This is a genomic window from Aestuariivivens insulae (genome assembly GCF_022662195.1).
Taxonomy (GTDB): Bacteria; Bacteroidota; Bacteroidia; order Flavobacteriales; family Flavobacteriaceae; genus Aestuariivivens; species Aestuariivivens insulae.
The window spans coordinates 1-23,950 of sequence record NZ_JAKMCS010000010.1; the positions used below are offsets into that span (position 1 = coordinate 1).

A 23,950-nucleotide genomic window follows, 5' to 3' on the forward strand; every position below is an offset into this window, starting at 1 on the left:
TGGTCGATGCCTATTAGAAACTGGGGCATTATTTTAAACCAGTTTTTGACTATATTTGAAAAAAGGGTCCGGCTATAAAAAAGCTAAACCCTCGATTTATAACTTACACACTTTACGGGATAGTGTCTTTAATAATAAGTATAAAATCTATGGAAGGGCAACCCTTGTTCCAATGGCTTTACCGTCTATAATATCAATAATGGTATTGTCCTTTTTCCCATTGGCAATATAGGTTGGAATATTATTTGCCGCTGTTTGCTGTGCATAATCCAACTTAGAGCCCATGCCGCCTCTTCCTTCGCCATCAGATTTGTTACTATCTTTTATGTATTTATCGAAATCATCCTCTGGATTCACCTGTTTAACAAGGTCACTGCTTTCTGCTTCGGGGTGCCCCGTATAAAGCCCGTCTATATCGGTTAAAATAATAAGCTTATCGACCTTCATTAGTTGGGCTATTAAGCTCGCCAATTCATCATTATCGGAAAACATAGACATGGTAACCGATACGGCATCATCTTCATTGGCAATAGGTATAACGCCTTCAGACAGTAAACCTTCGCAACAATTAATCATGTTCTCTCGATGCATACCTGGGCTAAAGTCTCGCTTGGTAGGCAGTACTTGGGCACATTTCATGCCATAGTCATGAAAAATATTGTAATACAATCGCATCATTCTTGGTTGTCCAATGGCCGAATATACTTGTCGGCGTTGAGTCTTATCTGTAATTTTAGATTTCCCCAAAACTTCTTTTCCTGCTATTACAGAACCAGACGACACTAAAATGGTCATGATATCCCTTTCGTATAGCTCGGCTATTTGTTTCACCAAACGCCTTAAAACGGGTCGTACAATTCTATTGTCCTTATTGGTCATGACGTTAGTCCCAACCTTAATTACTATTTTCTCCTTGTACATTTTAATGGGCTTTTCCTAATTCTACAGCGCGGCTAAAAGCTGCAAAAGCGGCTTCCTTAATTAATTCATTAATTTTATTATCATCCATAGAATCTAAGGCCGCTCGTGTAGTCCCCCCTTTGGAAGCTACCCGTTCCATCCAAGAATTTGGTGATAAATTGGATTGGTTGAACAACTCTACTGCCCCTAAAAACGTTTGGCTCACCAATACCGTAGATTCGTTTTTTGAAAACCCCATTTGTGTAGCTGCTTCCATCATGCTCTGCATAAAGTAAAACACGTAAGCAGGGCCACTACCGGATATTCCCGTAGAAGCATCTATCAACTTTTCGTTTCCTACTTCTATTGATTTTCCTGTGGTATCCAATAAATCTTCAACCGTTAATTTTTCAATCCTTGACACTTCTGGAGAGGTGACATATGAGGTTAACCCCCTACCTATTTTAGCTGGCAAATTTGGCATTGCCCGTACTATTTTGGTCAACCCGGTCATCCTTTTCATAGAATCTATGGTTACCCCTGCCATTATTGAAATAATAATTTGCTGTGGTTTCACCAAAGATTTTATCGTTTTAAACAACGCTTCTGCATGATACGGCTTTACGGCGATAAAAATAATATCTGCTTTAGGCACGCAATCATCCAATTTCTCGAAGGCATCAAAATGTGATATTTTATTGAGTTCTTCAAATTTCTCTTCAGATTTGTCCAAAACCATAATATTCTTCTTCTTAAGAAGTTTTGATTTGACCATTCCTTCGGCATAGGTAAGCCCCATATTTCCGGCTCCTATTACTAGTACTTTCATTCGTTTTTATTTTACGGTTTATTTATATATACTGTTTAGACAAACAACATACAGTCTTTAGTATCTTTTACCTCACCATAATAAGTTTCGCGGTATTTATGTAAGGTTTTAATTGGCCACCCTAACAGATACATTTTAATGTAAGTGACTTTTGTAATTAACTCACCCATTTTTACTGTATGTCGTTTTTCATATTTGGTTTTTCGTTTTACTTTTAAAATTTTCATGTGTTTTTAATTATTTTCAATGGTCACATTTCAACCAAGCTCTGTGCCCATATGTTTGTTTTAATAACTTAAATGTTTTGGTTTTATCTAATTAACCGCATTTCTACGTTCCTTAACGTAAACCCCTGTTTTTCAAACAGTTTAATAACAGGATTCTTTACATTAATGTAAGTTCCTATGTCGCCTTTACAATAGGCTTTGGTATGCTTTATCAATGCCTTGCCTATACCTTGTCTTCTTGCACCTTCTTTAACCGCTACATAAACCAATAGGTTTTCTGGCATGTATTCGTTCATTCCCGTTCTATTAACTACTATAACTCCCAATATTTCATTGTGTTCTTCTTTAACAAACACATATCCCCCTAAGCCAGGTATCTCTTTAGCGGCATATAAAATGGATTTTCTTATGGCTCTTTTAGTATCTTTAAATTCGCCAGAATATTCATGTAAAAAATTAGTGATGCGATTTATATCATTAATAGATAATCTTGAAAAAGCATCATAGGTTTTTATTGGCATTACAATAGGGTGTATTACATTGCACCTTCATCTACAATAAGTAGATGCAACGTATAATATTAGATATAAAATAGATTGGCCATATGCTATTGAAGCAACCGGCATCAATGGATAAAAAATATTTCGTGAGAAATTAGCTTAAAAGCCTATTGAATTGCAGGAGGGATAAATTTACTGGACTGATTTCTAAAAACTAGAAAACTAAAGTTGAAGATTCTACTATTTTGTCGCTCATGTATTCCTTTTCCCATGCTGCAAAGCTACAAAAACTATTAGCCAATGTCAAATTAGGCCAATTAAGCTTACTACAAATGGGATATAAACAAAAAAAAGCCTCCTATTAGGAAGCTTTCTTAGTAATTTGTACTGTTTGCTGTTTATTTTTTAGCAGGCGCATTTACTTTACTGCTCATTTCCATAGAAATAGCCGATTTGTCGAACTTTAATTTTCCAGCTAAAGTCTCGATAATACAACTATTATCTTTATCGTTTAGCTCGGCAATCTTTCCGTGCAGACCACTTTTGGTGACTACTTTATCACCACGTTTTAATTCGGCAGCAAACTTTTTCTCTTTTTTTGCGCGTTTCATTTGTGGTGCTATCATAAAGAAATAAACCACTACAAACATTAAAATAAAGGGTAACATAGACCCTATTCCTTCTCCCATGTCTAATTTTGTTTAATGCGCTGCAGTCGTTGCAGCTGTTTTATTTGGATCTGGCTTTACAAAAGCCGTTATTTTTACAGTCTCTGTACCTTTTTCGGTATTGGCAGTAACTGTAATTGTTTTAGATACTTTATTGGTACCACTACCATTAAACTTAACGGTAAACTCTCCTGTTGCTCCAGGAGCTAATGGTTCCCTGCTCCAATCTTTAGGCACCGTACAACCACAAGAACTTTTTATATCTGTAATAACTAAAGGCGCTTCTCCTGTGTTGGTATATTTAAATACCGTTTCTACAGGTGTTTTGGCTTCAATTTCTCCAAAGTCATGTTCTTTTTTGTCAAATTCAATAACAGGAAATTTAGAAGCTACAGCATCTCTTTCGGCTGCTTGAGCTACATTATTCTCGTCTATTTTTTTTGCTGCATTTTCTTTACATGATGTAAAAGCTACTAAGCAGATTGCACTTAATCCTAAAATTAACTTCTTCATAATAGATGGTTTTTAATTTTTTGGTTCGTAAAAATAACAATTATTTCTCCGATTTAAAATTTTTATGACTTCTTAACAGAATTCCCATTTTCACAGGAATGGCAATTCCTTCGGAATCAAAATGCTAAAGCGTCTGGAAACCCTTTTAATTTATAGCAAGCCCCTACCTACTTTATTTAACGTATTGGCTTCTTGGTATTCTTTCACCAGCTTATCCAAAATACCATTAATAAAAATGCTGCTCTTTGGTGTTGAATATTCCTTTGCTATCTCTAAATATTCATTAATAGTCACTTTTACGGGAATGGACGGAAACTCCTTAAGTTCACAAATGGCCATTTGCAACAACACAAAATCGACATCGGCAATACGGTCGGCATCCCAGTTCTTGGTTTTTTGTCCTATTTCTTTATTAAGCTTTTCTGTCTTTAATATTGTTTTTTTAAATAGGTCTATGGCAAATTGTTTATCGTCCATATCCTTATAAAGCCTTGGTGTAAAATAATGATCGTGCACTGTTGGCTTAGCTTTCCTTAATAGTTTTAAAATGGTCGTATTAACGGTTGGAAGGTCGTCCAACCAAGTTAAGTGTTTATCTTCTATATAATCGTAAAGCTTATCGTTTGGCGCTATGATGTCTTTAAAAATATCAACTACAAATTCTTTGTCTTCCTTAAAGTTAGAAGTACGGGTTTGCATATAGCTAGCGTACAAATCACTTTTTGCAATCGCTTTAAAAACCACATCGACATACTCGTCGTCCAATTCCCAATTGTTTATTTTGTGGGCTTCCAATTGGTCTTGTAAAGGCTTATTTTCCCTTAAAAGGTGCAACAGTTCATTATTAACAAACTTCCTGTTGGGGTTTCTATCCTCTTGGGTTGCTAAATGCTTGTTTTGCTTTTTTTGTAAGTCGGTTTCTGCTCTTTTTTGGACCTCGATAAGTAGTGCTACTAATAATAGGTACAGATTGTACATATTATCGATACTAAACAAAAGAAACTTTTGAGGTTTTAATAAATCGTCACTCGCACTACCATTAAATGCATATATAGACTGCATTACTTTTACACGAATATGTCTCCTGTTTAGCATAATTACAAAGAACCTTTAAATAAATTGCGTTATTTTAAATCTAAATTCCGGCACAAAAATAATACTATTTTCAATATTTAAGTTCAATTCATCACATTTATTATTACTCATTTTTCTATATGCCTAACAAATTCATTCTACGTTGTGTGCTTTGTGCTTCTTCGCTAGCTTTGTGGTTTTAACTAAATACAAAGCACACTAAGAAAGTACCAAGGACACTAAGTCCACTGGCAATGGACTGAGGTCTAATAATGACCGAACACCTATTGCTATCAAAACATTTTTCTGCACAACTACTATTAGGGGGCTATGCAATGTTTTCAATCTTTGCTATGCATTTAACTCCTTAATTTATACATTATTTAACATTCTCCACGTAGAATACAAACATTAATATACTTTAAATCCTGTATCTTTGCTTTCTTGATTTTAAAAAAAAGAGTCATCAATTTTAAATGAAAGCACTTCAACATTTAAATAAATATTTTTATAAGTACAAAACCTATCTAACTATTGGTGTTATTATAACCATTGTTGCTAGAATTTTTCTGCTTTACACCCCGCGTTATGTAAAAAAGATATTTGTAATCGTTGAAAAGAGCTTAGACAACGCTATAACAGACGAAGCTTTTAAAGCTGAATTAATCGAAGCCGTTTTATATATTATCGGGGCTGCTTTAATTGGTGGTATCCTTACCTTCTTTATGCGTCAAACCATTATAAATGTGTCTAGGTATATTGAATACGATTTAAAAAATGAAGTCTATAACCAATACCAAAAACTATCCCTAAACTTTTATAAAAAGAACAGAACGGGCGATTTAATGAACCGTATAAGTGAGGATGTTGGTAGGGTACGCATGTATGTAGGCCCAGCTTTAATGTACAGTATTAATACCATAACGCTTTTTATTATCGTAATTATCTATATGGTAAATGCATCGCCCAAACTTACCCTATACACCATAATACCTTTACCCATTTTATCGGTTATTATTTATAAACTAAGCAGGGAAATCCATAAACGTAGTACTATTGTACAGGAATATCTATCCAAACTATCCACTTACACCCAAGAATCCTTTAGTGGCATATCGGTGATAAAGGCTTACGGAATAGAGCCCTTAACCAACAAAAACTTCAACACCCTGGCTTTAGGGAGTAAAGAAAAACAAATAAGCCTTACCCGTGTGCAGGCCTGGTTCTTTCCTATGATGATCCTGCTTATTGGCACCAGTAACTTACTTGTTATTTATATTGGAGGTATGCAATATATAAATGGGGAGATTGAAAGTTTAGGCACCATTGCCGAATTCATTATTTATGTAAATATGCTCACGTGGCCTGTCGCTACTGTAGGTTGGGTAACTTCAATAGTGCAGCAAGCTGAAGCTTCGCAAAAACGAATAAATGAGTTCTTAAAGCTTGAACCCGAGATCAAAAATACCGTAACGCATCCTTCAGAAATTGATGGTGATATTGTATTTAACAATGTATCTTTCACTTACGACGACACCAACATTCAGGCACTTAAAAACATAAGTTTCACCATTAAGAAAGGAGAAACCCTTGCCATATTGGGCAAAACAGGCTCTGGAAAATCAACCATATTAGATTTAATAGGCAGGCTGTATGATATCAATTCCGGTTCAATCACTATTAACAACACAGCAATAGACCAACTCAACCTAAACAGTTTACGCAATAGCATTGGCTATGTACCACAAGATGCCTTTTTGTTTTCAGATAGCATAAAGAACAACATCAAATTTGGCAACGAAGACGCTAGTGACAACGATGTTATTGTTGCCGCCAAGCAGGCAAACGTGCACAAAAACATTATCAATTTTAAAAATGGGTACGATACCGTTCTTGGTGAACGTGGCATCACCCTTTCTGGTGGACAAAAACAACGGGTATCCATAGCCCGTGCCATCATTAAGTCGCCAAAAATACTCTTGTTTGACGATTGCCTTTCTGCTGTTGACACCGAAACTGAAGAAAAAATACTTAAAAACCTAAACAAGATATCTTCCAACAAAACCACCGTTATTGTAAGCCATAGGGTGTCCTCGGCTAAAAATGCCGATAAAATTATTGTTCTGGAAAATGGCGGAATTGTACAGGAAGGCACTCATGACAGCTTGATAAATACCGATGGCTATTATAAGCACCTTTACTTAAAACAATTAACAGAGACCGATACACACAAGCTTTAAACATATATTATATGTGTTTTTTTTCCTCAAATAATTAAGATTAACACAATAAAAACAGAGAATAAAAAAAGAAACTTTAAAATTTGTTGGTTAGTTTCGGTTTTTTTTAGATTTTTGGTGAATACAACGATATAGTTATCAATTTCTAAACCATAAAGAATTATAATGACATGATGGAGAAAGAGGAAATTTTTTCAAAAGTTTTAAGAGCAGGAAGACGCACCTACTTTTTTGATGTACGTGCCACAAAAGCAGATGATTATTATTTGACCATTACAGAAAGTAAAAAGTTTACAAATGATGATGGGTCTTTTCACTACAAAAAGCATAAGATTTACATTTACAAAGAAGATTTTGCTGAGTTTAAGGACATATTAGCAGAAATGACAGAATATATCATTAATGAAAAAGGCGATGAAGTGATTAGTGAGCGTCATCAAAAAGATTTCAAAAAAGAATACAATCATTCTGACAACGGCGAAACGGTCTCTCAGGATGCTTTGAATTCTACAGACAGTTTTACAGATATCGATTTTGACGATATTTAAAACCTAACTAAACACTACTACTCAATTAACTAAAGAACCACTAATGCTTATATTAGTGGTTTTTTTATGCTTTAACCCTTAGTAAAGTAACTGTTAGTATAATCAACACAACACCAATTGCTACATGCCAACCATATAGCGAAAACAACATGAAAGCTATAAACAGTAGCCACATAGGAACTACTGTAATAGCTATTGCAAACCTAAATGTAGATACAAATTCCACCTCATCTATTTTAGGTTTTACAACAATCTTCCAAATGCCATAAGGCGCTATTAAACCACATACGAACAAGACATTTATTACCTGGCCAAATACTCCCGATTTTTTGGGCCTATTGAATTGGCAATCCAAAAGGTCGTTAGCTATACAGGCATTTACCGCTTTAGGATTTAAGAAATCTGTCCCCATACCTTCCAATCGTTCTAAAGTAGACTCGTATGCTTCTATTGGGATATGTGTCGTAAGTTGCGTTAATTCCGCATGCACCATAGTCTTTAAACGATTTACAGCTATGTTTCTATTGGCATCCAAAAACGCTTTTGCTGATATTGCTTTTCCATAATAAACTGCAACCTGGCTGGGGAACCCTTCGGCCTTTTCAAAATTAAAACCAATGGGCACTAATTGTAAATCGGTATTGGGATACTTCTCCAAAGTATCAAAAACAATACGCGTAAACCCTTTACTTAAAGGCCTAACCGTTCTTTTTATATTATGGCTTCCTTCTGGAAAAATGGTAACTGCTTCCCCCTTATGTAACAACACAGAACAATTATTAAAAACCGAATTATTATGCGTTAAGGTATTCCACCCATCCCGAATACGATACACAGGAAACATTCTAAGGCTATGAAGTATTTTACTAACCAATGGCTTTTTAAATACAGCGGCACGTGTTAAAAAATAGGAAAACCTACCACATTTGGTCGCTATCAATAAAGCATCGATCAAAGCATTTTGGTGATTAGCCAAAAACAATACAGGTTTATGTTTTGGAAGGGCATCTTGGTTAACATGTTCTACCTTTTTAAAATAAAAAAACAGCCCTATCCGTAAATAAGTCCGAATAGCATGTAACCAAAATAGTTCTAAACCCTTTTTCAAATCATCATGTTTTTTTAGCCCAGAATGAAGCTAATATTAAACCAGATATAATATGCCATATGCCCCAAAAGGCAACTAATATAGCCATGCCTCCCAATCCTTCAAAAAAGGTAAAAATAAGCAATAGCCCTAAACCAGAATTTTGTATCCCCGTTTCAATGGTTATGGTTTTCTTATTCTTAAATGACAATTTAAATAAATATGCCATTAAAAAGCCCAGCAATAAGGCCAGCACATTATGCGATACCGTTAACATAAATACACGATGGATATAGGTATTAAACACCTCTATATTTTTAGCAAATGCCAAAATTACAATTAGGCTAAAAACAAGAATGGAAAACGGTTTTAACCATTTGGAAAGCCGTATTGCCATCATTGCATTCCTACTACGAAAAAACATGCCCAACATTAAAGGAATACCAAGAATTAAAACCACCAATTTAAAAAGTTCAAAAAAATTCAATTCCACGGTTTTTAAAAGCTGTGCAGTAGGTTGGTAGAGGCTCCCATAAAACTGAAAATTAAAAGGCGTCATAAAAACAGCCAAAAATGTAGCAAAAGCCGTTAAGCTCACCGATAGTGCGGTATTCCCTTTTGCCAAATGAGTCATGAAGTTTGAAATGTTTCCTCCTGGGCAAGCCGCCACCATAACCATCCCCAAAGCAATGCTTGGCTGTGGTTTTATATATAAAACAAGCAGAAAAGTAAGTAAAGGCAGTAGAACAAACTGCGATAACACCCCAACAAAAAGCAATTTTGGTGTTTTTAATAACTGTTTAAAATCATCGATTGTAACACCTAAGGCCACGCCAAACATAACTACTGCTAGTGCTATGTTTAACCCCCACAACCCTGTGCTGTCAAAATTAATCTTTACTTGATCTAGCTCCAGCATGTTTTAAGATACTACCGTTCCATTTTTTACCTGATGTTCAGGACTCAACAACACAACATCTTTAGCTTTTACTGCGCCCAACACCAAACATTCGCTCATAAAATTAGCAATCTGCTTTTTTGGAAAGTTAACGACCGCTATAATCTGACGGTTCAATAAATCGTCCTTTGTGTATAAAGTTGTTATTTGTGCTGAAGATTTTTTAATCCCCAAATCCCCAAAATCGATGGTTAATTGATAAGCTGGGTGCCGTGCTTTTGGGAAATCGTTGACTTCAATTATAGTCCCCACACGTAAATCGACCTTAGTAAAGGTTTCAAAAGTTATTGCTTTACCCATATTTAATAATGCTAGTCCTGAGTAACCATTACAGTTTTTATTTGGATTAAAATTACTAAATCCCAGAACAACCCATGGGTTGTTCTGGGATTTTCTTTTATATGGTTTTATTTAATACCGTATTGCCCTTGTATTTACTCTGGTACTTTAGGCATACGCAACGGTGTTTGGTTATTCCCATCAAAGCTACCCTATTTCTCAAGGCATGCCTCAACAGTCTTTCCTCGCTACGTACCAAAACATACAGCTACGAAGGCATCGATTATTTCCCTCGCCCTATTACATACTTAGTCCTAAACTTAAGCGATAGTCCACCCGGTTACGCTTTGCTTAGTTTGCATTCATTCTTATTTTAATTTATTCTTTATCAAATAAGCCTTTATGTATAATCCCGGCCACAATAGCCCCTAAAATTGGAGCCACCCAAAACAACCATAACTGTGCTGTAAATTCACCGCCAGCAAACAGGGCCTGACTTGTAGAACGAGCAGGGTTAACCGACGTATTTGAAATTGGTATGCTAATTAAGTGTATTAATGTTAGAGCTAAACCTATGGCTATACCAGCGAAGCCTTTAGGCGCTTTGTGGTGTATGCTCCCTAAAATAACCAATAAAAAAAATAGGGTTAACACAAATTCTGCTATTAAAACAGATAACATACTGTAACCTCCAGGCGATAATTCACCATAACCATTAGCTGCAAACCCACCAATATCAACAAAATCGGATTTTCCAGATACAATTACAAACAATACACCAGCAGCTGCTATTGCCCCAATTACTTGCGCAACAATATAACCTACTATATCCTTAGCAGGAAACTTCCCTCCTGCCCATAAACCTAAAGATACTGCTGGATTAAAATGTGCTCCCGAAATATGACCTACAGCATAAACCATAGTCAAAACTGTTAACCCAAACGCAAGCGCAACACCCAAAAAGCCAATTCCTAGTTCTGGAAATCCAGCAGCAAAAATAGCACTACCACATCCACCAAAGACCAGCCAAAATGTCCCAAAAAATTCAGCAAAAAGTTTTTTCATAATTTTTAAGATTTTAGTTACAACTAAATATATAAATTATTTACTTACGTTTTAAATAGGCATAAACAAATTACTATTTAGGATTTTTTGGGCAAATGGCAAGCCACCGCAGCCCTCCCGACCTCACCAAGGGAAGGAGTTTCTTGATTTTTAATTCATTTGAGTAAGAATCCCTCCCCTTTGGGGAGGTTAGGTGGGGCTAAAAGCTGCCGCTCCTACTGCTTTTGCAAGATAATGGCCGTTGGCGGGCCTCATGGTTGGGCTATGCTTCTTAAACCACTATACTTAATACTTTGTTCTCTGTACACTGTACTTTACTCACAACACGCTTCAAGCTTAAAAAAATTCTCGCACACCCACCTAAATAATACATAAAGTTCTCCATAGACTTCACTAAATATTTTTAAACCCATATCTTTGCAGAAATTAATTGTATTATCGCAAATGAAACATCCATGCCTAGACTTTAGTCACACTGCGGAAATGATAATTTGGATGTTACATGTGACTTTTTAGTAAAAAATAAATATTAACACATGAAACTGCTACTTATAACTTTTATCCTATTAGGGTTGGGCATTGCTGGGATTGCCATTAAAATTTGGGCAAAAAAAGACGGTAAATTTTCTGGAACTTGTGCCAGCCAAAACCCCATGCTAAATAAAGAAGGTGAAGCCTGTGGCTTTTGCGGAAAAACCCCAGACCAATTTAGCGAATGTAACGAACCTCAACATTCCTAGTAATATATGCCAATTCTTGACTTTCTGTTCTACAGCTTTATTATTGTAGTCTGTATTCAAGTCGTTATTTATATTTTTATTTACGGAAAGTTTTCATTTTCGAAACCTAAAAAACCAGCCTTAAAAAAATTACCGGTTTCCGTAATAATTTGTGCCAAAAATGAAGCCGAAAACCTGGAACGGTTTTTACCTACTATCATCCAACAAAATTATCCCGAATTTGAGATTATTTTAATTAATGATGCTTCACATGACAACACATTGGAGGTCATGCAAAAATTTGCTGAATTACATTCCAATATTAAAATAGTAAATGTTAAACCCATTGAAACTTTTTGGGGCAATAAAAAATATGCATTAACCTTAGGCATTAAAGCTTCAAGTCACGACTTGCTTTTATTTACCGATGCCGATTGCAAGCCCACTTCTAAGTATTGGATAAGTGGAATGATCAGCCATTTCAACACAAAAACTTCAATTGTTTTGGGCTTTGGTGCACACATAAAAATCAAAAATTCGTTTTTAAACAAGCTCATTCGTTTCGAAACATTAATAACAGCACTTCGGTATTTTTCCTTTGCTAAAATAGGCATGCCCTATATGGGCGTTGGCAGAAACTTAGCCTACAAGAAAGATCTTTTTTTTAAAGCTAATGGCTTTATGAACCATATGCGGATTAAATCTGGTGATGACGACCTGTTTATTAATCAAGTAGCTACGGCCAACAATACCAATATTTGTTTTAATAAAAATAGTTTTACCACCTCACCCGCTAAAACCCGTTTTAAAGATTGGTTTACCCAAAAAAGGCGCCATGTCTCTACTGCAAAATATTACAAACAAAAGCATAAAATACTTTTAGCCTTAACCTATAGTATGCAACTGTTGTTTTGGGTTCTAGGCTTAATACTATTAGCTACTACACACCAGTGGTTTACAGTAATTCTTTTTTTGGGCTTACGACTAATCGCACAATATATAATAGTTGGATCTGCCTCAAAGAAACTGGACAGTAAAGACCTTATTATTTTAATTCCTTTTCTGGAAATTTTCTTAATTAGCGTGCAATTATTTATATTTATAAATAATCTTATCTCAAAACCAAATCATTGGAAATAAACGAAGCCATCAAACGCGCCAAAATGAATGACCAAAAAGCATTCAATTATTTGTTGGATAGGTATTGGGATGATGTTTATGGCTTTCAGCTCAAACGCATTCAAAATGAAAACGATGCCGAAGATATTACCATCCAAACCTTTTCTAAAGCATTCGACAGAATAGAAACTTTCGATGAATCTTACAAATTCAAAACTTGGCTTATAGCCATTTCAAAAAACATTCATATTGATTTATTGCGGAAAGAAGAACGATCAATAGCCAAAGTTATTTCACATGATGATGATCATGCCTACAAAGTTTTAGATGAATCGCCTTCACCTGAAGACATAATCATTACCGAACAGCATTTAGCTAAACTATTATTGGATATAAAAAAGCTAAAACCACATTACCAGAAAATAATTAATCTTAGATATTTTCAGGAGCTGAGCTATAAAGAAATCTCCAACCAACTAGGCGAGCCCATAAATAATGTTAAAGTAAAGCTGTTAAGAGCTAAAAAATTACTTGCAGATATTATAAAAATGCAAAAGAGCAAAGCCTAAGGGGTTATACAAATTGAAAGGCTCACCAATATTCCTCTTAAGTTTGAATTAGATTGGCTACCTGGAGATCTGAATTAAGATATTAGTTATTGGAAGTTACACTTATTTAACAAATACCCAATAACCAACGACTACCGACTAACAACTAAATTACCACAAAAGAGCCATCAGCTATAGTTTTAAGTTATTTAAGTTTTTAAGTTTAAGGCACTTCATGATTAATACAATACTTTGTATCTTTGTGCCTTATTTTAAAAGCATGAATACAGAAACAGCTTCCAATATATTACCAAAAGAAAGAACTCCAAAACCAAAATGGTTACGTGTTAAATTACCAACAGGTAAAAAATACACCGAACTTAGAGGTTTAGTCGATAAATATAAATTAAATACCATTTGTACATCGGGTAGTTGCCCCAATATGGGCGAATGCTGGGGAGAAGGTACTGCCACCTTTATGATTTTAGGCAATATTTGCACACGCTCCTGCGGGTTTTGCGGTGTTAAAACCGGGAGACCAGAAACTGTAGATTGGGACGAACCAGAAAAAGTAGCACGTTCCATAAAGCTTATGAAAATAAAACACGCTGTACTTACCAGTGTAGATCGCGACGACCTTAAGGACATGGGAAGTATTATGTGGGCCGAAACCGTTAAAGCTGTTCGCAGAATGAACCCAGAAACCACTTTAGAAACCCTTATCCCCGATTTTCAGGGAATAGAACAACATATAGACAGAATCATTGATGTTGCTCCTGAAGTTGTTTCACACAACATCGAAACAGTTAGACGGTTAACACGTGAGGTGCGTATTCAAGCAAAATACGACAGAAGCATGGGCGTTCTAAAATATTTAAAGCAACAAGGACAGCGCAGGACCAAATCGGGCATTATGCTAGGACTGGGGGAAACCAGAGATGAAGTAGTAGAAACATTGCACGATTTAAAAGCCAATGATGTAGATGTTGTTACTATTGGACAGTACTTACAACCTAGTAAAAAACATTTACCCGTTAAGCAATTTATAAGCCCTGAGCAATTTGAAGAATATAGACAAATAGGTTTAGACCTTGGTTTTAGACATGTAGAAAGTAGTGCATTGGTACGCTCTTCGTATCACGCACAAAAACACATTCATTAAAAGCTATGATAAATGTTGCTATTAATGGCTTTGGCAGAATAGGCAGGCGTGTTTTTAGGTTGCTCCAAAACCACAAAAACATTCAAGTTGTTGCCATAAACGATTTATCTGATGGCAAAACGCTTAGCCATTTACTTAAATACGACAGTATTCATGGCATTTTCCCCGCTGAAACTTCATTTACCGATAAGGCCATTGTAGTAAACGATAAAACAATTCCTCTTTTAAACGAAAACCATCCAAAACATATAGATTGGAGTGCTTTTCAAGTTGATTTTGTTATTGAATCTACCGGAAAATTTAAAACCGCTACAGATTTACAATACCATTTAATAAATGGTGCCAAACGTGTTATTTTAAGTGTGCCCCCACTTGAGGATAGCATTAAAACTATTGTATTGGGTGTAAACGACAACATTATTGATGGGACAGAAACCATTATTTCTAATGCCTCTTGCACTACAAATAATGCTGCCCCAATGATTGATGTTATTAACAAACTCTGTGGTATTGACCAGGCATATATTACTACGGTACATTCTTATACGACCGACCAAAGTTTACATGACCAACCACATAACGACCTTAGACGAGCCAGGGCAGCAGGACAATCCATTGTCCCAACAACTACCGGAGCAGCAAAGGCACTTACCAAAATTTTTCCTGAACTTTCAGATGTTATTGGTGGATGTGGCATAAGAGTCCCTGTTATTAATGGTTCTTTAACCGATATCACATTTAATGTAAAACAAACCGTTTCAATAGACGACATAAATACAGCCTTTAAAGAAGCTTCTAATAACCATTATAAGAATATCATTCAATATACAGAAGCCCCTATTGTTTCCATTGATGTTGTAGGAAACACACATTCTTGTATCTTTGATTCACTAATGACCTCGGTTATAGGAAACATGGTAAAAATTATTGGGTGGTACGACAATGAAACTGGCTATTCACAAAGAATAATTGATTTATTATGCAATTTATCGGTAAAAAAGAGTGTTTTATCGATAAAATAATTATATTTGTCGGTAAGATTAATTTAAAATGCCCCAAATAAAACACTACATATCTGCATTTTTTTTATGCTTAGGCTTAATTTCCTTTGCACAAAACTCCATTGACGATGATCCAGAGATCATCCAAAACCGCATAGATTACCACCTTCAAGAGTCCGAAAAGGATATTGAAAACTTCGATTATTTTGAGGCCCAAAAAGAACTTGATGAAGCTTTAAAGCTAGCTACCGAGGCTAATAACGAAGAGCGTTTGGGCATTATTTATGCCACAATAGGGAAGTTACAGTTAACTGTAGAAGAAGCAGACAAAGCTATTAAGTCCATAACTCAAGCGATTAGAGTACAACGATTAAACAACGATAATATCAACTTAGGGGAGTCATATAAAATTTTTGGTGATATTTACTTAAAGAAGAAGGAGTACAAGCTTGCCCTAGAACAATATAGAGCGGCTAAATCTAAATTCGAAGAAGAAGATTTAAATGAAAAATTGGCAGAGATTCTATTTCATGAGGGGCTTACCTATATGGAATTAAAGAATTTAAAAAATGCAAGAATTCACTTAGACCAATCCCTTAACTTATCAAAAAAATTAAACCTTACTAGGCTTCAAAGCAAAGCTTTGGTTAACCTTAGTAAGGTATATCTTGATTCAGGCCTTGTTCAAAGAGCTTCAACATTAGTAAATGAAAGTTTAAAATTAGCCAAGCAGAACGACTATATAAGTATTTTAAATGATTGCTATTTGGTATTAAGTGATATAAGCAGTAAGCAAAACGATTTTAAAATGTCTTACGACTACCTTAAAAGCCATTTAAAACTGTCTGATTCACTACAAGCCATCCAACATGAAAACCTTTCTCCTGAAAAGCGAATTGAATATTTAATGGCCGATAAAGCCGAGGAGCTAAAAAAAGCAAATAAAGATAAAGAGGAAGCAGAAAGTAAAAACGATTTAGGCACCCTCATCTCTATTTTAAGTGTGGCTTTAATTACTATTTTATCACTATTAACTTTATCATTATATAAAAACAACAATATAAGGTTAAAGACCAATAATATGCTTCATAAAAAGAATAGTGAACTTATTATTGCTAAAGAAAAAGCCGAATTGGCCTCTAAAACCAAAGCCAACTTCCTATCAACCGTAACACACGAATTACGTACGCCTTTATATGCTGTTACAGGTTTAAGTAACATGTTATTGGACGAAGACCCAAAGCCTGAACAAATACAGCATTTAAAGTCTCTAAAGTTTTCTGGAGATTACTTGCTTACTTTTATTAACGATATTCTTCAACTAAATAAAATTGAAGCCAATAAAGTAAATATAGAGCCAGAGCCATTCAACCTTAAAAGCAAGATTAATAATATTGTTATGGCCCTAAATAATTCGGCATTAGATAACAATATTAAAATACATTTTGAATACCCTAAAGATTTACCCGAAAACTTTATTGCCGACCAAATAAAAATATCCCAAATCTTAATTAACCTAATAGGCAACTCCATTAAATTTACCAAAGACGGGGATATTTGGATAAGGGTTCATAAAATTGAACAGGACAATAACAATTATACCCTTAGGTTTGAAGTTGAAGACAACGGTATAGGTATTAGCAAGGAGAAGCAAGACCATATGTTTGAAAGTTTCTCACAAGGCTCCATCCAAATTAATAGAAAATATGGAGGTACAGGTCTTGGCCTTTCCATTGTTAAGGGGCTTATAGAAATATTAAAAGGTAAGATTTACTTAACCAGTGAACTTGGTAAAGGCACAACCTTCTATTTTGAAATACCGCTCGAATATACCGATCAAGGTGAAATTAAAGAAACCAAACAGTCTTATTTCACCAAGGACACTAACGAAATTGATTTAACTAAGGTTAAGATCTTAGTGGTTGAAGACAACAAAATCAATCAAATGATTACCAAGAAGATTCTAACTAAAATGAATCTTAACTGTGATATTGTAGACAATGGTGAAGATGCTGTAGATAAAATTAAAACGAACAGTTACGATATCGTGTTAATGGACATTCATATGCCAGGTATTAGTGGTATTGAAGCTACCAAAATCGTTAGAACCTTCGACAAAGAATTAACCATTTTTGCATTAACCGCAGTAACCATCGAAGACAGAATGCAAGAGTTTGATGAAGCTGGATTTACAGACATTATTCCGAAGCCATTTAAGCAGGAAGAATTTGAGAAAAAGTTATTTAATGCCTTAAACAAAAAGAAAAAGTCGGCCTAATACCTTTCTACAAAATTTCTTAAAAGCGAATCGAACGCTTTGCTATCGTCTATTTTAGTTTCTATTGGCAAGTAATACAACCTATCCTTTAAGGCTTCAAATTTTTTCAATCTTACAAAATCTTTTTCTGTAGTTACAATATGGGACGTGCCCTTAAGCTTTTCAATATCATTTACAGAAAACTCATGATGGTCCTTAAAATTTAAGTGCTCAAAATTAAGTCCCTTCTGCTTTAAAAACTCAACCAAAGGCCTAGCATTGGCAATACCCGTCACCAAAGTAAAAGATTTTAAATCGTCCAAACTAATACGCTTGTCCAAAGACCTTACCTCGCTAGCATATTGAATATGGCTAAAAAATACATGCTGGTGGTCTAAAGGCGCTATACTGCCTAAAATAGCTTCCTTTTCGGCGTTGTCCAAATGCTCTGGACATTTTGTAATTACAATAATATCGGCACGTTTCGCCCCTCTCTTGGGTTCCCTTAAATTCCCCGTTGGAAGAACAACATCGTTAACATACAAATTACTATACGTAGTAAGCAAAATATTAAACCCAGCTTTTACTTTTCTATGCTGGTAAGCATCGTCCAATAAAATAACTTCGGGTTGCTCTTCCAGCAACCTCAATTGCCCTATACCATTAACCCGATTGGCATCAACTGCAACCTGTATATTGCCTTTAAACTTATTATAAAACTGAAAAGGCTCATCACCTAAGGTTTCTGCATTAGAGCTTTCATCTGCCAATTGAAACCCCTGTGTTTTTCGTTTATAGCCTCTGCTAAGAGTCGCTACCTTATAATCGTCTTTTAACAGCCTTATCAAATACTCTATCATTGGTGTTTTACCAGTCCCTCCTACACTTAAATTGCCAACACAAATCACGGGGAAATTAAATGATGTAGACTTCTTTATCCCCCAATCATAAAACTTGTTCCTAATACTAGTTACCAAATAGTAAATGGGCACAATTGGAAGGGCTATGTTCCGTAATAATTTCATGCATCAAATTTTATAAACGAGACCTACCATTCGAGTGGCTAATATAATTTACCAATAACTATTTTCAATTAAACCCATTTTATTGTTAGGTCTCTTTTTATAAGAGCAAAGTAAATATTTTATATTTGTTTAATAATCAATAAATGAAAATAATATGATTATTCAAGATGTCATCAATCACTTAGAAGAGCTTGCCCCCCTAAACTATGCCGAGGACTTTGACAATGTAGGGCTTTTGGTTGGAGACAAAAACACAAATTTAACCGGTGTATTAGTAACACTCGACACGCTTGAATCTGTTATAGACGAAGCCATAGAGAACAACTGCAATCTTGTGGTGAGTTTTCACCCAATAATTTTTAAAGGCCTTAAAAAGCTTAACGGAAAGACCTATGTGGAGCGCGTGGTTATAAAAGCCATAAAGCACAATATTGCCATTTATAGCATGCATACAGCCTTAGACAATTCGAATTTGGGTGTAAATGATATGATTTTCAATACATTGGGCTTAACCAACAAACACATACTTATTCCCCAATCTGGAACCATTAAAAAACTGACTACCTATGTCCCCATTGAGGAAGCCGACCATTTACGCAATGCCCTCTTTCAAGCAGGAGCCGGTAGCATTGGCAATTATAATGATTGCAGCTTTAATGTTGATGGATATGGCACATTTAATGGCAACGAACAATCTAACCCCACAAAAGGACAAAAAGGAGAAATACATACAGAAAAGGAAACTAAAATTACGGTTACCTTCTCTAAACATTTAGAGTCTAAAATACTAAAGACCCTTTTTAATACGCATACTTATGAAGAAGTAGCTTACGAAGTTATCACACTTAACAATACAAATCAAAACATAGGCATGGGTATGGTTGGTGAATTAGAATCTCCCCTAAGTGAAACTGATTTTTTAAGGCACATTAAGGACACCATGAAAACTGAATGCATTAGACATTCGGCATTATTGGGAAAATCCATTAAAAAAGTTGCTGTACTTGGAGGCTCAGGCAGTTTTGCCATCCAAGCTGCCAAAGGCGCTGGTGCAGACGCTTTTATCACGGCCGACTTAAAATACCACGACTTTTTTACTGCCGAAAACAAGATACTTTTAGCAGATATCGGGCATTATGAAAGTGAACAGTTCACAAAAAACCTTCTAGTAGCGTATCTTACAAAAAAAATTACTAATTTTGCAGTCGTTTTATCAAAGACAAATACCAATCCTGTTAAGTATTTTTAAAGTATGGCTAAAAAGAAAGAAGCAACTGTAGAAGAGCGTTTAAGAGCTTTATACGATTTACAATTAATCGATTCACGCATTGATGAAATAAGAAATGTTCGTGGTGAACTGCCTTTAGAAGTGCGCGATTTAGAAGATGAAGTGGCTGGATTAAACATTAGACTTGAAAAATTAGTTTCAAGCCTAGAGTTAATAGATAATGATATTGCTTCTAAAAAGAACCTTATTGAAGAAGCTAAAACACTTATAAAAAAGTACACTGAGCAGCAAAAGAATGTTAGAAATAACAGAGAATATAACTCACTTACCAAAGAAGTTGAATTTCAAGAATTAGAAATTGAACTGGCCGAAAAGCACATAAGGGAGTTTAAAGCGCAAATAGAGCAGAAAAAAGAAATTATTGCCGAAACCAAAGAGCGCTTAAAAGAACGCGAAACGCATTTAAAGCACAAAAAAGGAGAACTTGATGCTATTTTAGCTGAAACCGAAAAAGAAGAGCTTGCGTTAATCGCTAAATCTGAAGAGTACAAAGAGCAAATAGAAGCGCGCTTAGTAACGGCCTACAATAGAATTCGTGGCAGTGTTAAAAATGGGCTGGCTGTAGTACCAATTGAAAGAGGTGCTTCTGGTGGATCTTTCTTTACCATACCCCCACAGGTTCAGGTAGAAATAGCTTCTCGCAAAAAAGTTATTACAGATGAACACAGTGGACGAATTTTAGTAGACGCCGCTTTAGCTGAAGAACAAAAAGCAAAAATGGAAAAGCTTTTTTCTAAGCTCTAAACCATTTTAAACCATTATAGATTAAAGCCTTCATGTAATAAACATGAAGGCTTTTTATTTTTATCTTATCTTATAGCCTATTTAAATTTCTTATAATTTTAAGTTAAGTTTTTAAACACTAATCCGTCTAAGGTGAATAACAAAAAATAAACATCATGAATCGTATAGTAACACTGGTATTATTTATTGTATTGTTTAACTGCAGAAATAATGCACAAGAAAACGCAAAACAACAAGCAACTGAAGTTGGACCACCTGTTGAAGTCCCAATAAAAAATGGGAAAGCCAGAGCCTATTTTGCAAGCGGATGTTTTTGGTGTGTAGAAGCTATTTACGAAAGTGTTAAAGGTGTAGACGAAGCTATAAGCGGTTATTCTGGCGGTCATACCCAAAACCCTACCTATGAATCCAGTAACACTGGAAGAACAGGGCATGCCGAGGCGGTAGAAGTTATTTACAACCCCAATGTGGTAAGTTTTGAAACCCTGGTAGATGTTTACTTTGCTTCACAAAATCCAACTCAGGTTAATGGACAAGGTCCAGATAGAGGCTCTCAATACCGCTCTATTATTTTTTATCAAAACAAGGCTCAAAAAGATATTATTATAAAGAAAAAAGAGGCTTTAGCCCAAAAACTAAATGCAAGTATTGCTGCCGAAGTCCTTCCTTTTAAAAAGTTTTGGAAAGCAGAAGACTATCATCAAAACTACGAACGCCTACACCCCAACAACAGTTATATAAGAAACGTTTCCATTCCAAGGTTAAAACGGTTTCAAACAAAAATGCCCGAGGTATTAAAGAAAGAGCATTAAACACATTGTTTTTCTCATTACAAAAATTTCCATTAAATTCAACAAATCATTATTTATCACATATGAAAACCCAATTATTGGAAATCTCCCCTGTTTTACCCAGTCAGGACATTAATAGGGATGTTTTATGGTATGAAAAATATGTTGGCTTTAAACTTTTACATAAAGACAGCATGTATGCCGTTATGAGAAGGGAGAATTTATGCATCCATTTACAATGGCATGCCGATACGGAAGACGATCCCTTGCTTGGTGGCTCTGTAATTAAAATATTTGTAAAGAACATTACCCCCATTTTTCAGGAGTTTGTAGAAAAAGGTACTGTAAAACCTGATAAATTACGGCTACAAACGCCTTGGAAAACCAATGAGTTTGGTTTTTATGACCTCAACAAAAATGCTATATTTATTGTAGAAGATATCTAATTGGACCACCATTATTTTGTTGCCTTGATAGTAAAAATCAATGGATATAGTTTATCCTTAGAAACGTACAACCCCGATTCTGTTTCAATTAAATTGGGTAATACATTATAGGGGCTTTCATTAAACTCTTTTAAATATTCAATATGCAAACCGGCCTGTGTTAAGGCCGAAACCACCTCTCCCAACCCATGGTTCCAACCATATTCCTTACTAATCATTTTTGCATTTTGGTTAGCATATGTGCCTGCGTACTCTTCATAAATAACAGCATCTTGCATATAGCCATATTTCATAATTGGTTTATCTTCTAAATAATCGAACATCCAAACTATAGGGTGAAATTCAGCCATAAAAAAGACCCCTCCTTTATTTAGTTTTTCAGCAATTAATTTACCCCAAGGTTCTAAATCGGGCAACCAGCCTATCACACCATAACTGGTAAACACCACATCAAATGTTTCTCTTATATACTTTGAAGTTTCCAAAACATTACAGCAAACAAATTGGGCATCTAAACCAAGTTCGGCATTTAATTCTTTTGCCAACTTGATACCTTCATCACTTAAATCAACTCCTGTACACTTGGCCCCCATTCTGCTCCAACTTAAAGTATCTTGCCCAAAATGGCATTGCAAATGCAATAGCGTTTTCCCTTTCACATTGCCTAAGGCTTCCAATTCGTATGGCATTAGCGAAGATTTTCCTTTTTTGAACCCCTTCAAATCATACATATTGCTATTGGCATGCGCTTTTACTTTTTTGTTCCAGGTATCTTTATTAACCTTAAAATATTTATCATTTTCATTCATAGTGAAACCTTATCTTTATCTTTACAAAAACCAAATTAATGAAAAACTTATTTTACTCCTTAGCCATGTTTTGTCTTTTTGTTTCCTGTAAAGAAACTAAAAAAGAAATTAAGCTTACTAACGCCCAAAAGATCGCAAATGCGCATGGCTTTGAGCATTGGAAAAATGTTACTGAAGTTGAATTTAATTTCAGCGGTAAACGGCACTGGAAGTGGAACCCTAAAACAAATGATATTATCTATACCAAAGATACCATTAGTATTAGTTATAATCGTGCTACGGTAGATTCAACAACCATACAAATAGATCGTGCTTTTGTAAATGATAAATTCTGGCTGCTTATCCCCTTCCAGTTAATATGGGATGAAGGTCTTACGCTATCCAAACCGATTATAGCAAAAGCCCCCATTAGCAACCGCGATCTAAACAAAATAACAATGACTTACTCTAATACCGGTGGCTATACTCCTGGTGATGCTTATGATTTATTTTATAATGACAATTATATCATTGAAGAATGGATTTTTAGAAGGGGAAACAGTACTGAACCAACGTTGATTAATACTTTTGAAAACTATCAAGATTTTAACGGCATTAAAATAGCATTAGACCATAAAAACCCGCAAAGCGATTGGAGTTTAAATTTTAAGGACGTTAAAATTAGTGTTCATAAATAACAATTCCCATTTTATTTTAAATTACCCATACCATTTCCCCATAAAAAAAGCACCTAAGTTTAATTTAGGTGCTTTTATATCTATAAGTAACGCTTATTAATGTGCTTTTTGCGCTTTCATCTTGCTTAATTTCATTAATTCCAACCGCTTTAATTCTTCTCTAATTTCTTTACTCCTATCTCTTAGTTTTTTAAACTTTTCCTCCCTAATTTGGCGTTTCCTTTCTTTTTCTTGAGCTATTAACTCAAGATTTTGCTGTTCTGCTCTTTTCTTTTTCTTTTCTCTAATCCTTTCCAAAAAAACAAAAACATTAGCATAAACGTACATGCTTAAAAACAGTAAAGCTACTATGGACAAAATTAACCAGCCATTCATCATGTTCATAACTCTAAATTTTTATGTTGCTCTTTAAATTTACACAAAAAGTTCCAAACCTGAAAAATATTTAAGTTAAATAACTCAAAAACAAGACAAAA

General features: G+C 35.0%; 27 protein-coding genes. 13 read left to right on the plus strand and 14 right to left on the minus strand.

Features of this window, described 5'->3' with window-relative positions; genetic code table 11:
- Positions 1 to 147 precede the first annotated feature (147 nt).
- The 7 genes from proB to nusB form a co-directional block, all read right to left on the minus strand.
- The gene (proB, locus tag MR062_RS12470) at positions 148 to 921 is read right to left on the minus strand and encodes a glutamate 5-kinase (protein WP_242204754.1); all 774 of its coding nucleotides are present in this window, start codon (positions 919 to 921) and stop codon (positions 148 to 150) included.
- Between the two features lies 1 nt (position 922).
- The gene (gene proC, locus MR062_RS12475) at positions 923 to 1,729 is read right to left on the minus strand and encodes a pyrroline-5-carboxylate reductase (protein WP_242204756.1); all 807 of its coding nucleotides are present in this window, start codon (positions 1,727 to 1,729) and stop codon (positions 923 to 925) included.
- A gap of 35 nt (positions 1,730 to 1,764) precedes the next feature.
- Complete coding sequence (locus MR062_RS12480; protein ID WP_242204758.1) at positions 1,765 to 1,956, minus strand: hypothetical protein; 192 nt, start codon at positions 1,954 to 1,956, stop codon at positions 1,765 to 1,767.
- An 83-nt stretch (positions 1,957 to 2,039) separates the two neighbouring features.
- Complete coding sequence (locus MR062_RS12485; RefSeq protein WP_242204760.1) at positions 2,040 to 2,477, minus strand: GNAT family N-acetyltransferase; 438 nt, start codon at positions 2,475 to 2,477, stop codon at positions 2,040 to 2,042.
- 377 nt (positions 2,478 to 2,854) lie between these two features.
- Positions 2,855 to 3,145, minus strand: coding sequence for a preprotein translocase subunit YajC (gene yajC / locus MR062_RS12490; RefSeq protein WP_242204762.1), 291 nt, complete (start codon positions 3,143 to 3,145; stop codon positions 2,855 to 2,857).
- Positions 3,146 to 3,157: 12 nt separating this feature from the next.
- The gene (locus tag MR062_RS12495) at positions 3,158 to 3,637 is read right to left on the minus strand and encodes a DUF1573 domain-containing protein (protein WP_242204764.1); all 480 of its coding nucleotides are present in this window, start codon (positions 3,635 to 3,637) and stop codon (positions 3,158 to 3,160) included.
- A gap of 150 nt (positions 3,638 to 3,787) precedes the next feature.
- A complete protein-coding gene (gene nusB, locus MR062_RS12500) occupies positions 3,788 to 4,732 on the minus strand; it encodes a transcription antitermination factor NusB (protein WP_242204766.1) in 945 nt (314 codons plus the stop codon).
- A gap of 455 nt (positions 4,733 to 5,187) precedes the next feature.
- Between nusB and MR062_RS12505 the strand changes: the two genes are divergently transcribed.
- Entirely contained in the window at positions 5,188 to 6,951 is a 1,764-nt protein-coding gene (locus tag MR062_RS12505) for an ABC transporter ATP-binding protein (RefSeq protein WP_242204769.1), read from the plus strand.
- Positions 6,952 to 7,121: 170 nt separating this feature from the next.
- Positions 7,122 to 7,499 carry a PUR family DNA/RNA-binding protein gene (locus MR062_RS12510; protein WP_242204771.1) on the plus strand — a complete coding sequence of 126 codons (378 nt, stop codon included), beginning with the start codon at positions 7,122 to 7,124 and terminating at the stop codon, positions 7,497 to 7,499.
- Between the two features lie 64 nt (positions 7,500 to 7,563).
- On the opposite strand, the gene MR062_RS12515 is transcribed toward MR062_RS12510, so the two are convergent.
- From MR062_RS12515 to aqpZ, 4 genes are all read right to left on the minus strand, one after another.
- Positions 7,564 to 8,607: a lysophospholipid acyltransferase family protein gene (locus MR062_RS12515; protein WP_242204773.1), complete on the minus strand. Its 1,044-nt coding sequence runs from the start codon at positions 8,605 to 8,607 to the stop codon at positions 7,564 to 7,566.
- A 4-nt stretch (positions 8,608 to 8,611) separates the two neighbouring features.
- Positions 8,612 to 9,505 carry a bile acid:sodium symporter family protein gene (locus tag MR062_RS12520; RefSeq protein ID WP_242204774.1) on the minus strand — a complete coding sequence of 298 codons (894 nt, stop codon included), beginning with the start codon at positions 9,503 to 9,505 and terminating at the stop codon, positions 8,612 to 8,614.
- 3 nt (positions 9,506 to 9,508) lie between these two features.
- The gene (locus MR062_RS12525) at positions 9,509 to 9,844 is read right to left on the minus strand and encodes a tRNA-binding protein (protein ID WP_242204777.1); all 336 of its coding nucleotides are present in this window, start codon (positions 9,842 to 9,844) and stop codon (positions 9,509 to 9,511) included.
- 357 nt (positions 9,845 to 10,201) lie between these two features.
- Positions 10,202 to 10,888 (minus strand): aquaporin Z, encoded by a 687-nt coding sequence (gene aqpZ, locus MR062_RS12530; RefSeq protein ID WP_242204779.1) that lies wholly within the window; start codon positions 10,886 to 10,888, stop codon positions 10,202 to 10,204.
- Between the two features lie 536 nt (positions 10,889 to 11,424).
- Here aqpZ and MR062_RS12535 point away from each other — a divergent pair.
- The 6 genes from MR062_RS12535 to MR062_RS12560 all read left to right on the plus strand — a co-directional run bounded on the left by MR062_RS12535 (position 11,425) and on the right by MR062_RS12560 (position 17,715).
- Positions 11,425 to 11,628 (plus strand): membrane or secreted protein, encoded by a 204-nt coding sequence (locus MR062_RS12535; RefSeq protein ID WP_242204780.1) that lies wholly within the window; start codon positions 11,425 to 11,427, stop codon positions 11,626 to 11,628.
- Positions 11,629 to 11,634: 6 nt separating this feature from the next.
- Positions 11,635 to 12,747 carry a glycosyltransferase gene (locus tag MR062_RS12540; protein WP_242204782.1) on the plus strand — a complete coding sequence of 371 codons (1,113 nt, stop codon included), beginning with the start codon at positions 11,635 to 11,637 and terminating at the stop codon, positions 12,745 to 12,747.
- Positions 12,738 to 13,295, plus strand: a complete 558-nt coding sequence (locus MR062_RS12545) for an RNA polymerase sigma factor (RefSeq protein WP_242204784.1) — start codon at positions 12,738 to 12,740, stop codon at positions 13,293 to 13,295. The genes MR062_RS12540 and MR062_RS12545 overlap by 10 nt, the downstream gene beginning before the upstream one ends.
- Positions 13,296 to 13,554: 259 nt before the next feature.
- The gene (lipA, locus tag MR062_RS12550; RefSeq protein ID WP_242204786.1) at positions 13,555 to 14,436 is read left to right on the plus strand and encodes a lipoyl synthase; all 882 of its coding nucleotides are present in this window, start codon (positions 13,555 to 13,557) and stop codon (positions 14,434 to 14,436) included.
- A gap of 5 nt (positions 14,437 to 14,441) precedes the next feature.
- Positions 14,442 to 15,458 carry a type I glyceraldehyde-3-phosphate dehydrogenase gene (gene gap, locus MR062_RS12555; protein WP_242204790.1) on the plus strand — a complete coding sequence of 339 codons (1,017 nt, stop codon included), beginning with the start codon at positions 14,442 to 14,444 and terminating at the stop codon, positions 15,456 to 15,458.
- A 28-nt stretch (positions 15,459 to 15,486) separates the two neighbouring features.
- Entirely contained in the window at positions 15,487 to 17,715 is a 2,229-nt protein-coding gene (locus tag MR062_RS12560) for a tetratricopeptide repeat-containing hybrid sensor histidine kinase/response regulator (RefSeq protein WP_242204792.1), read from the plus strand.
- Here the strand turns inward: MR062_RS12560 and lpxK are convergent.
- On the minus strand, positions 17,712 to 18,719 hold the full coding sequence (lpxK, locus tag MR062_RS12565; RefSeq protein WP_242204794.1) for a tetraacyldisaccharide 4'-kinase: 1,008 nt from the start codon (positions 18,717 to 18,719) through the stop codon (positions 17,712 to 17,714). The two genes, MR062_RS12560 and lpxK, sit on opposite strands and share 4 nt — an antisense overlap.
- 154 nt (positions 18,720 to 18,873) lie before the next feature.
- Here lpxK and MR062_RS12570 point away from each other — a divergent pair, with 154 nt between their 5' ends.
- The 4 genes from MR062_RS12570 (at position 18,874) to MR062_RS12585 (ending at position 21,988) form a co-directional block, all read left to right on the plus strand.
- The gene (locus tag MR062_RS12570) at positions 18,874 to 19,968 is read left to right on the plus strand and encodes a Nif3-like dinuclear metal center hexameric protein (RefSeq protein WP_242204796.1); all 1,095 of its coding nucleotides are present in this window, start codon (positions 18,874 to 18,876) and stop codon (positions 19,966 to 19,968) included.
- Between the two features lie 3 nt (positions 19,969 to 19,971).
- Positions 19,972 to 20,751, plus strand: coding sequence for a zinc ribbon domain-containing protein (locus tag MR062_RS12575; protein WP_242204799.1), 780 nt, complete (start codon positions 19,972 to 19,974; stop codon positions 20,749 to 20,751).
- 155 nt (positions 20,752 to 20,906) lie between these two features.
- Positions 20,907 to 21,563: a peptide-methionine (S)-S-oxide reductase MsrA gene (msrA, locus tag MR062_RS12580; RefSeq protein ID WP_242204801.1), complete on the plus strand. Its 657-nt coding sequence runs from the start codon at positions 20,907 to 20,909 to the stop codon at positions 21,561 to 21,563.
- Positions 21,564 to 21,625: 62 nt separating this feature from the next.
- Positions 21,626 to 21,988 (plus strand): VOC family protein, encoded by a 363-nt coding sequence (locus MR062_RS12585; protein ID WP_242204803.1) that lies wholly within the window; start codon positions 21,626 to 21,628, stop codon positions 21,986 to 21,988.
- Between the two features lie 11 nt (positions 21,989 to 21,999).
- Here the strand turns inward: MR062_RS12585 and MR062_RS12590 are convergent, their stop codons facing one another.
- Entirely contained in the window at positions 22,000 to 22,797 is a 798-nt protein-coding gene (locus MR062_RS12590; protein ID WP_242204805.1) for a class I SAM-dependent methyltransferase, read from the minus strand.
- Positions 22,798 to 22,835: 38 nt separating this feature from the next.
- On the opposite strand from MR062_RS12590, the gene MR062_RS12595 reads away from it, so the two are divergent.
- Positions 22,836 to 23,474, plus strand: coding sequence for a hypothetical protein (locus MR062_RS12595; RefSeq protein WP_242204807.1), 639 nt, complete (start codon positions 22,836 to 22,838; stop codon positions 23,472 to 23,474).
- Between the two features lie 96 nt (positions 23,475 to 23,570).
- On the opposite strand, the gene MR062_RS12600 is transcribed toward MR062_RS12595, so the two are convergent.
- Positions 23,571 to 23,858: a hypothetical protein gene (locus MR062_RS12600; protein ID WP_242204808.1), complete on the minus strand. Its 288-nt coding sequence runs from the start codon at positions 23,856 to 23,858 to the stop codon at positions 23,571 to 23,573.
- Between the last annotated feature and the right edge of the window lie 92 nt (positions 23,859 to 23,950).

What these genes read in the sequence shown, in the direction of transcription:
- proB (WP_242204754.1), bottom strand. Translation starts at nt 921, where the DNA reads ATGTACAAGGAGAAAATAGTAATTAAGGTTGGGACTAACGTCATGACC.
- proC (WP_242204756.1), bottom strand. Translation starts at nt 1,729, where the DNA reads ATGAAAGTACTAGTAATAGGAGCCGGAAATATGGGGCTTACCTATGCC.
- MR062_RS12480 (WP_242204758.1), bottom strand. Translation starts at nt 1,956, where the DNA reads ATGAAAATTTTAAAAGTAAAACGAAAAACCAAATATGAAAAACGACAT.
- MR062_RS12485 (WP_242204760.1), bottom strand. Translation starts at nt 2,477, where the DNA reads ATGCCAATAAAAACCTATGATGCTTTTTCAAGATTATCTATTAATGAT.
- yajC (WP_242204762.1), bottom strand. Translation starts at nt 3,145, where the DNA reads ATGGGAGAAGGAATAGGGTCTATGTTACCCTTTATTTTAATGTTTGTA.
- MR062_RS12495 (WP_242204764.1), bottom strand. Translation starts at nt 3,637, where the DNA reads ATGAAGAAGTTAATTTTAGGATTAAGTGCAATCTGCTTAGTAGCTTTT.
- nusB (WP_242204766.1), bottom strand. Translation starts at nt 4,732, where the DNA reads ATGCTAAACAGGAGACATATTCGTGTAAAAGTAATGCAGTCTATATAT.
- MR062_RS12505 (WP_242204769.1), top strand. Translation starts at nt 5,188, where the DNA reads ATGAAAGCACTTCAACATTTAAATAAATATTTTTATAAGTACAAAACC.
- MR062_RS12510 (WP_242204771.1), top strand. Translation starts at nt 7,122, where the DNA reads ATGATGGAGAAAGAGGAAATTTTTTCAAAAGTTTTAAGAGCAGGAAGA.
- MR062_RS12520 (WP_242204774.1), bottom strand. Translation starts at nt 9,505, where the DNA reads ATGCTGGAGCTAGATCAAGTAAAGATTAATTTTGACAGCACAGGGTTG.
- MR062_RS12525 (WP_242204777.1), bottom strand. Translation starts at nt 9,844, where the DNA reads ATGGGTAAAGCAATAACTTTTGAAACCTTTACTAAGGTCGATTTACGT.
- aqpZ (WP_242204779.1), bottom strand. Translation starts at nt 10,888, where the DNA reads ATGAAAAAACTTTTTGCTGAATTTTTTGGGACATTTTGGCTGGTCTTT.
- MR062_RS12535 (WP_242204780.1), top strand. Translation starts at nt 11,425, where the DNA reads ATGAAACTGCTACTTATAACTTTTATCCTATTAGGGTTGGGCATTGCT.
- MR062_RS12540 (WP_242204782.1), top strand. Translation starts at nt 11,635, where the DNA reads ATGCCAATTCTTGACTTTCTGTTCTACAGCTTTATTATTGTAGTCTGT.
- lipA (WP_242204786.1), top strand. Translation starts at nt 13,555, where the DNA reads ATGAATACAGAAACAGCTTCCAATATATTACCAAAAGAAAGAACTCCA.
- gap (WP_242204790.1), top strand. Translation starts at nt 14,442, where the DNA reads ATGATAAATGTTGCTATTAATGGCTTTGGCAGAATAGGCAGGCGTGTT.
- MR062_RS12560 (WP_242204792.1), top strand. Translation starts at nt 15,487, where the DNA reads ATGCCCCAAATAAAACACTACATATCTGCATTTTTTTTATGCTTAGGC.
- lpxK (WP_242204794.1), bottom strand. Translation starts at nt 18,719, where the DNA reads ATGAAATTATTACGGAACATAGCCCTTCCAATTGTGCCCATTTACTAT.
- MR062_RS12570 (WP_242204796.1), top strand. Translation starts at nt 18,874, where the DNA reads ATGATTATTCAAGATGTCATCAATCACTTAGAAGAGCTTGCCCCCCTA.
- MR062_RS12575 (WP_242204799.1), top strand. Translation starts at nt 19,972, where the DNA reads ATGGCTAAAAAGAAAGAAGCAACTGTAGAAGAGCGTTTAAGAGCTTTA.
- msrA (WP_242204801.1), top strand. Translation starts at nt 20,907, where the DNA reads ATGAATCGTATAGTAACACTGGTATTATTTATTGTATTGTTTAACTGC.
- MR062_RS12585 (WP_242204803.1), top strand. Translation starts at nt 21,626, where the DNA reads ATGAAAACCCAATTATTGGAAATCTCCCCTGTTTTACCCAGTCAGGAC.
- MR062_RS12590 (WP_242204805.1), bottom strand. Translation starts at nt 22,797, where the DNA reads ATGAATGAAAATGATAAATATTTTAAGGTTAATAAAGATACCTGGAAC.
- MR062_RS12595 (WP_242204807.1), top strand. Translation starts at nt 22,836, where the DNA reads ATGAAAAACTTATTTTACTCCTTAGCCATGTTTTGTCTTTTTGTTTCC.
- MR062_RS12600 (WP_242204808.1), bottom strand. Translation starts at nt 23,858, where the DNA reads ATGAACATGATGAATGGCTGGTTAATTTTGTCCATAGTAGCTTTACTG.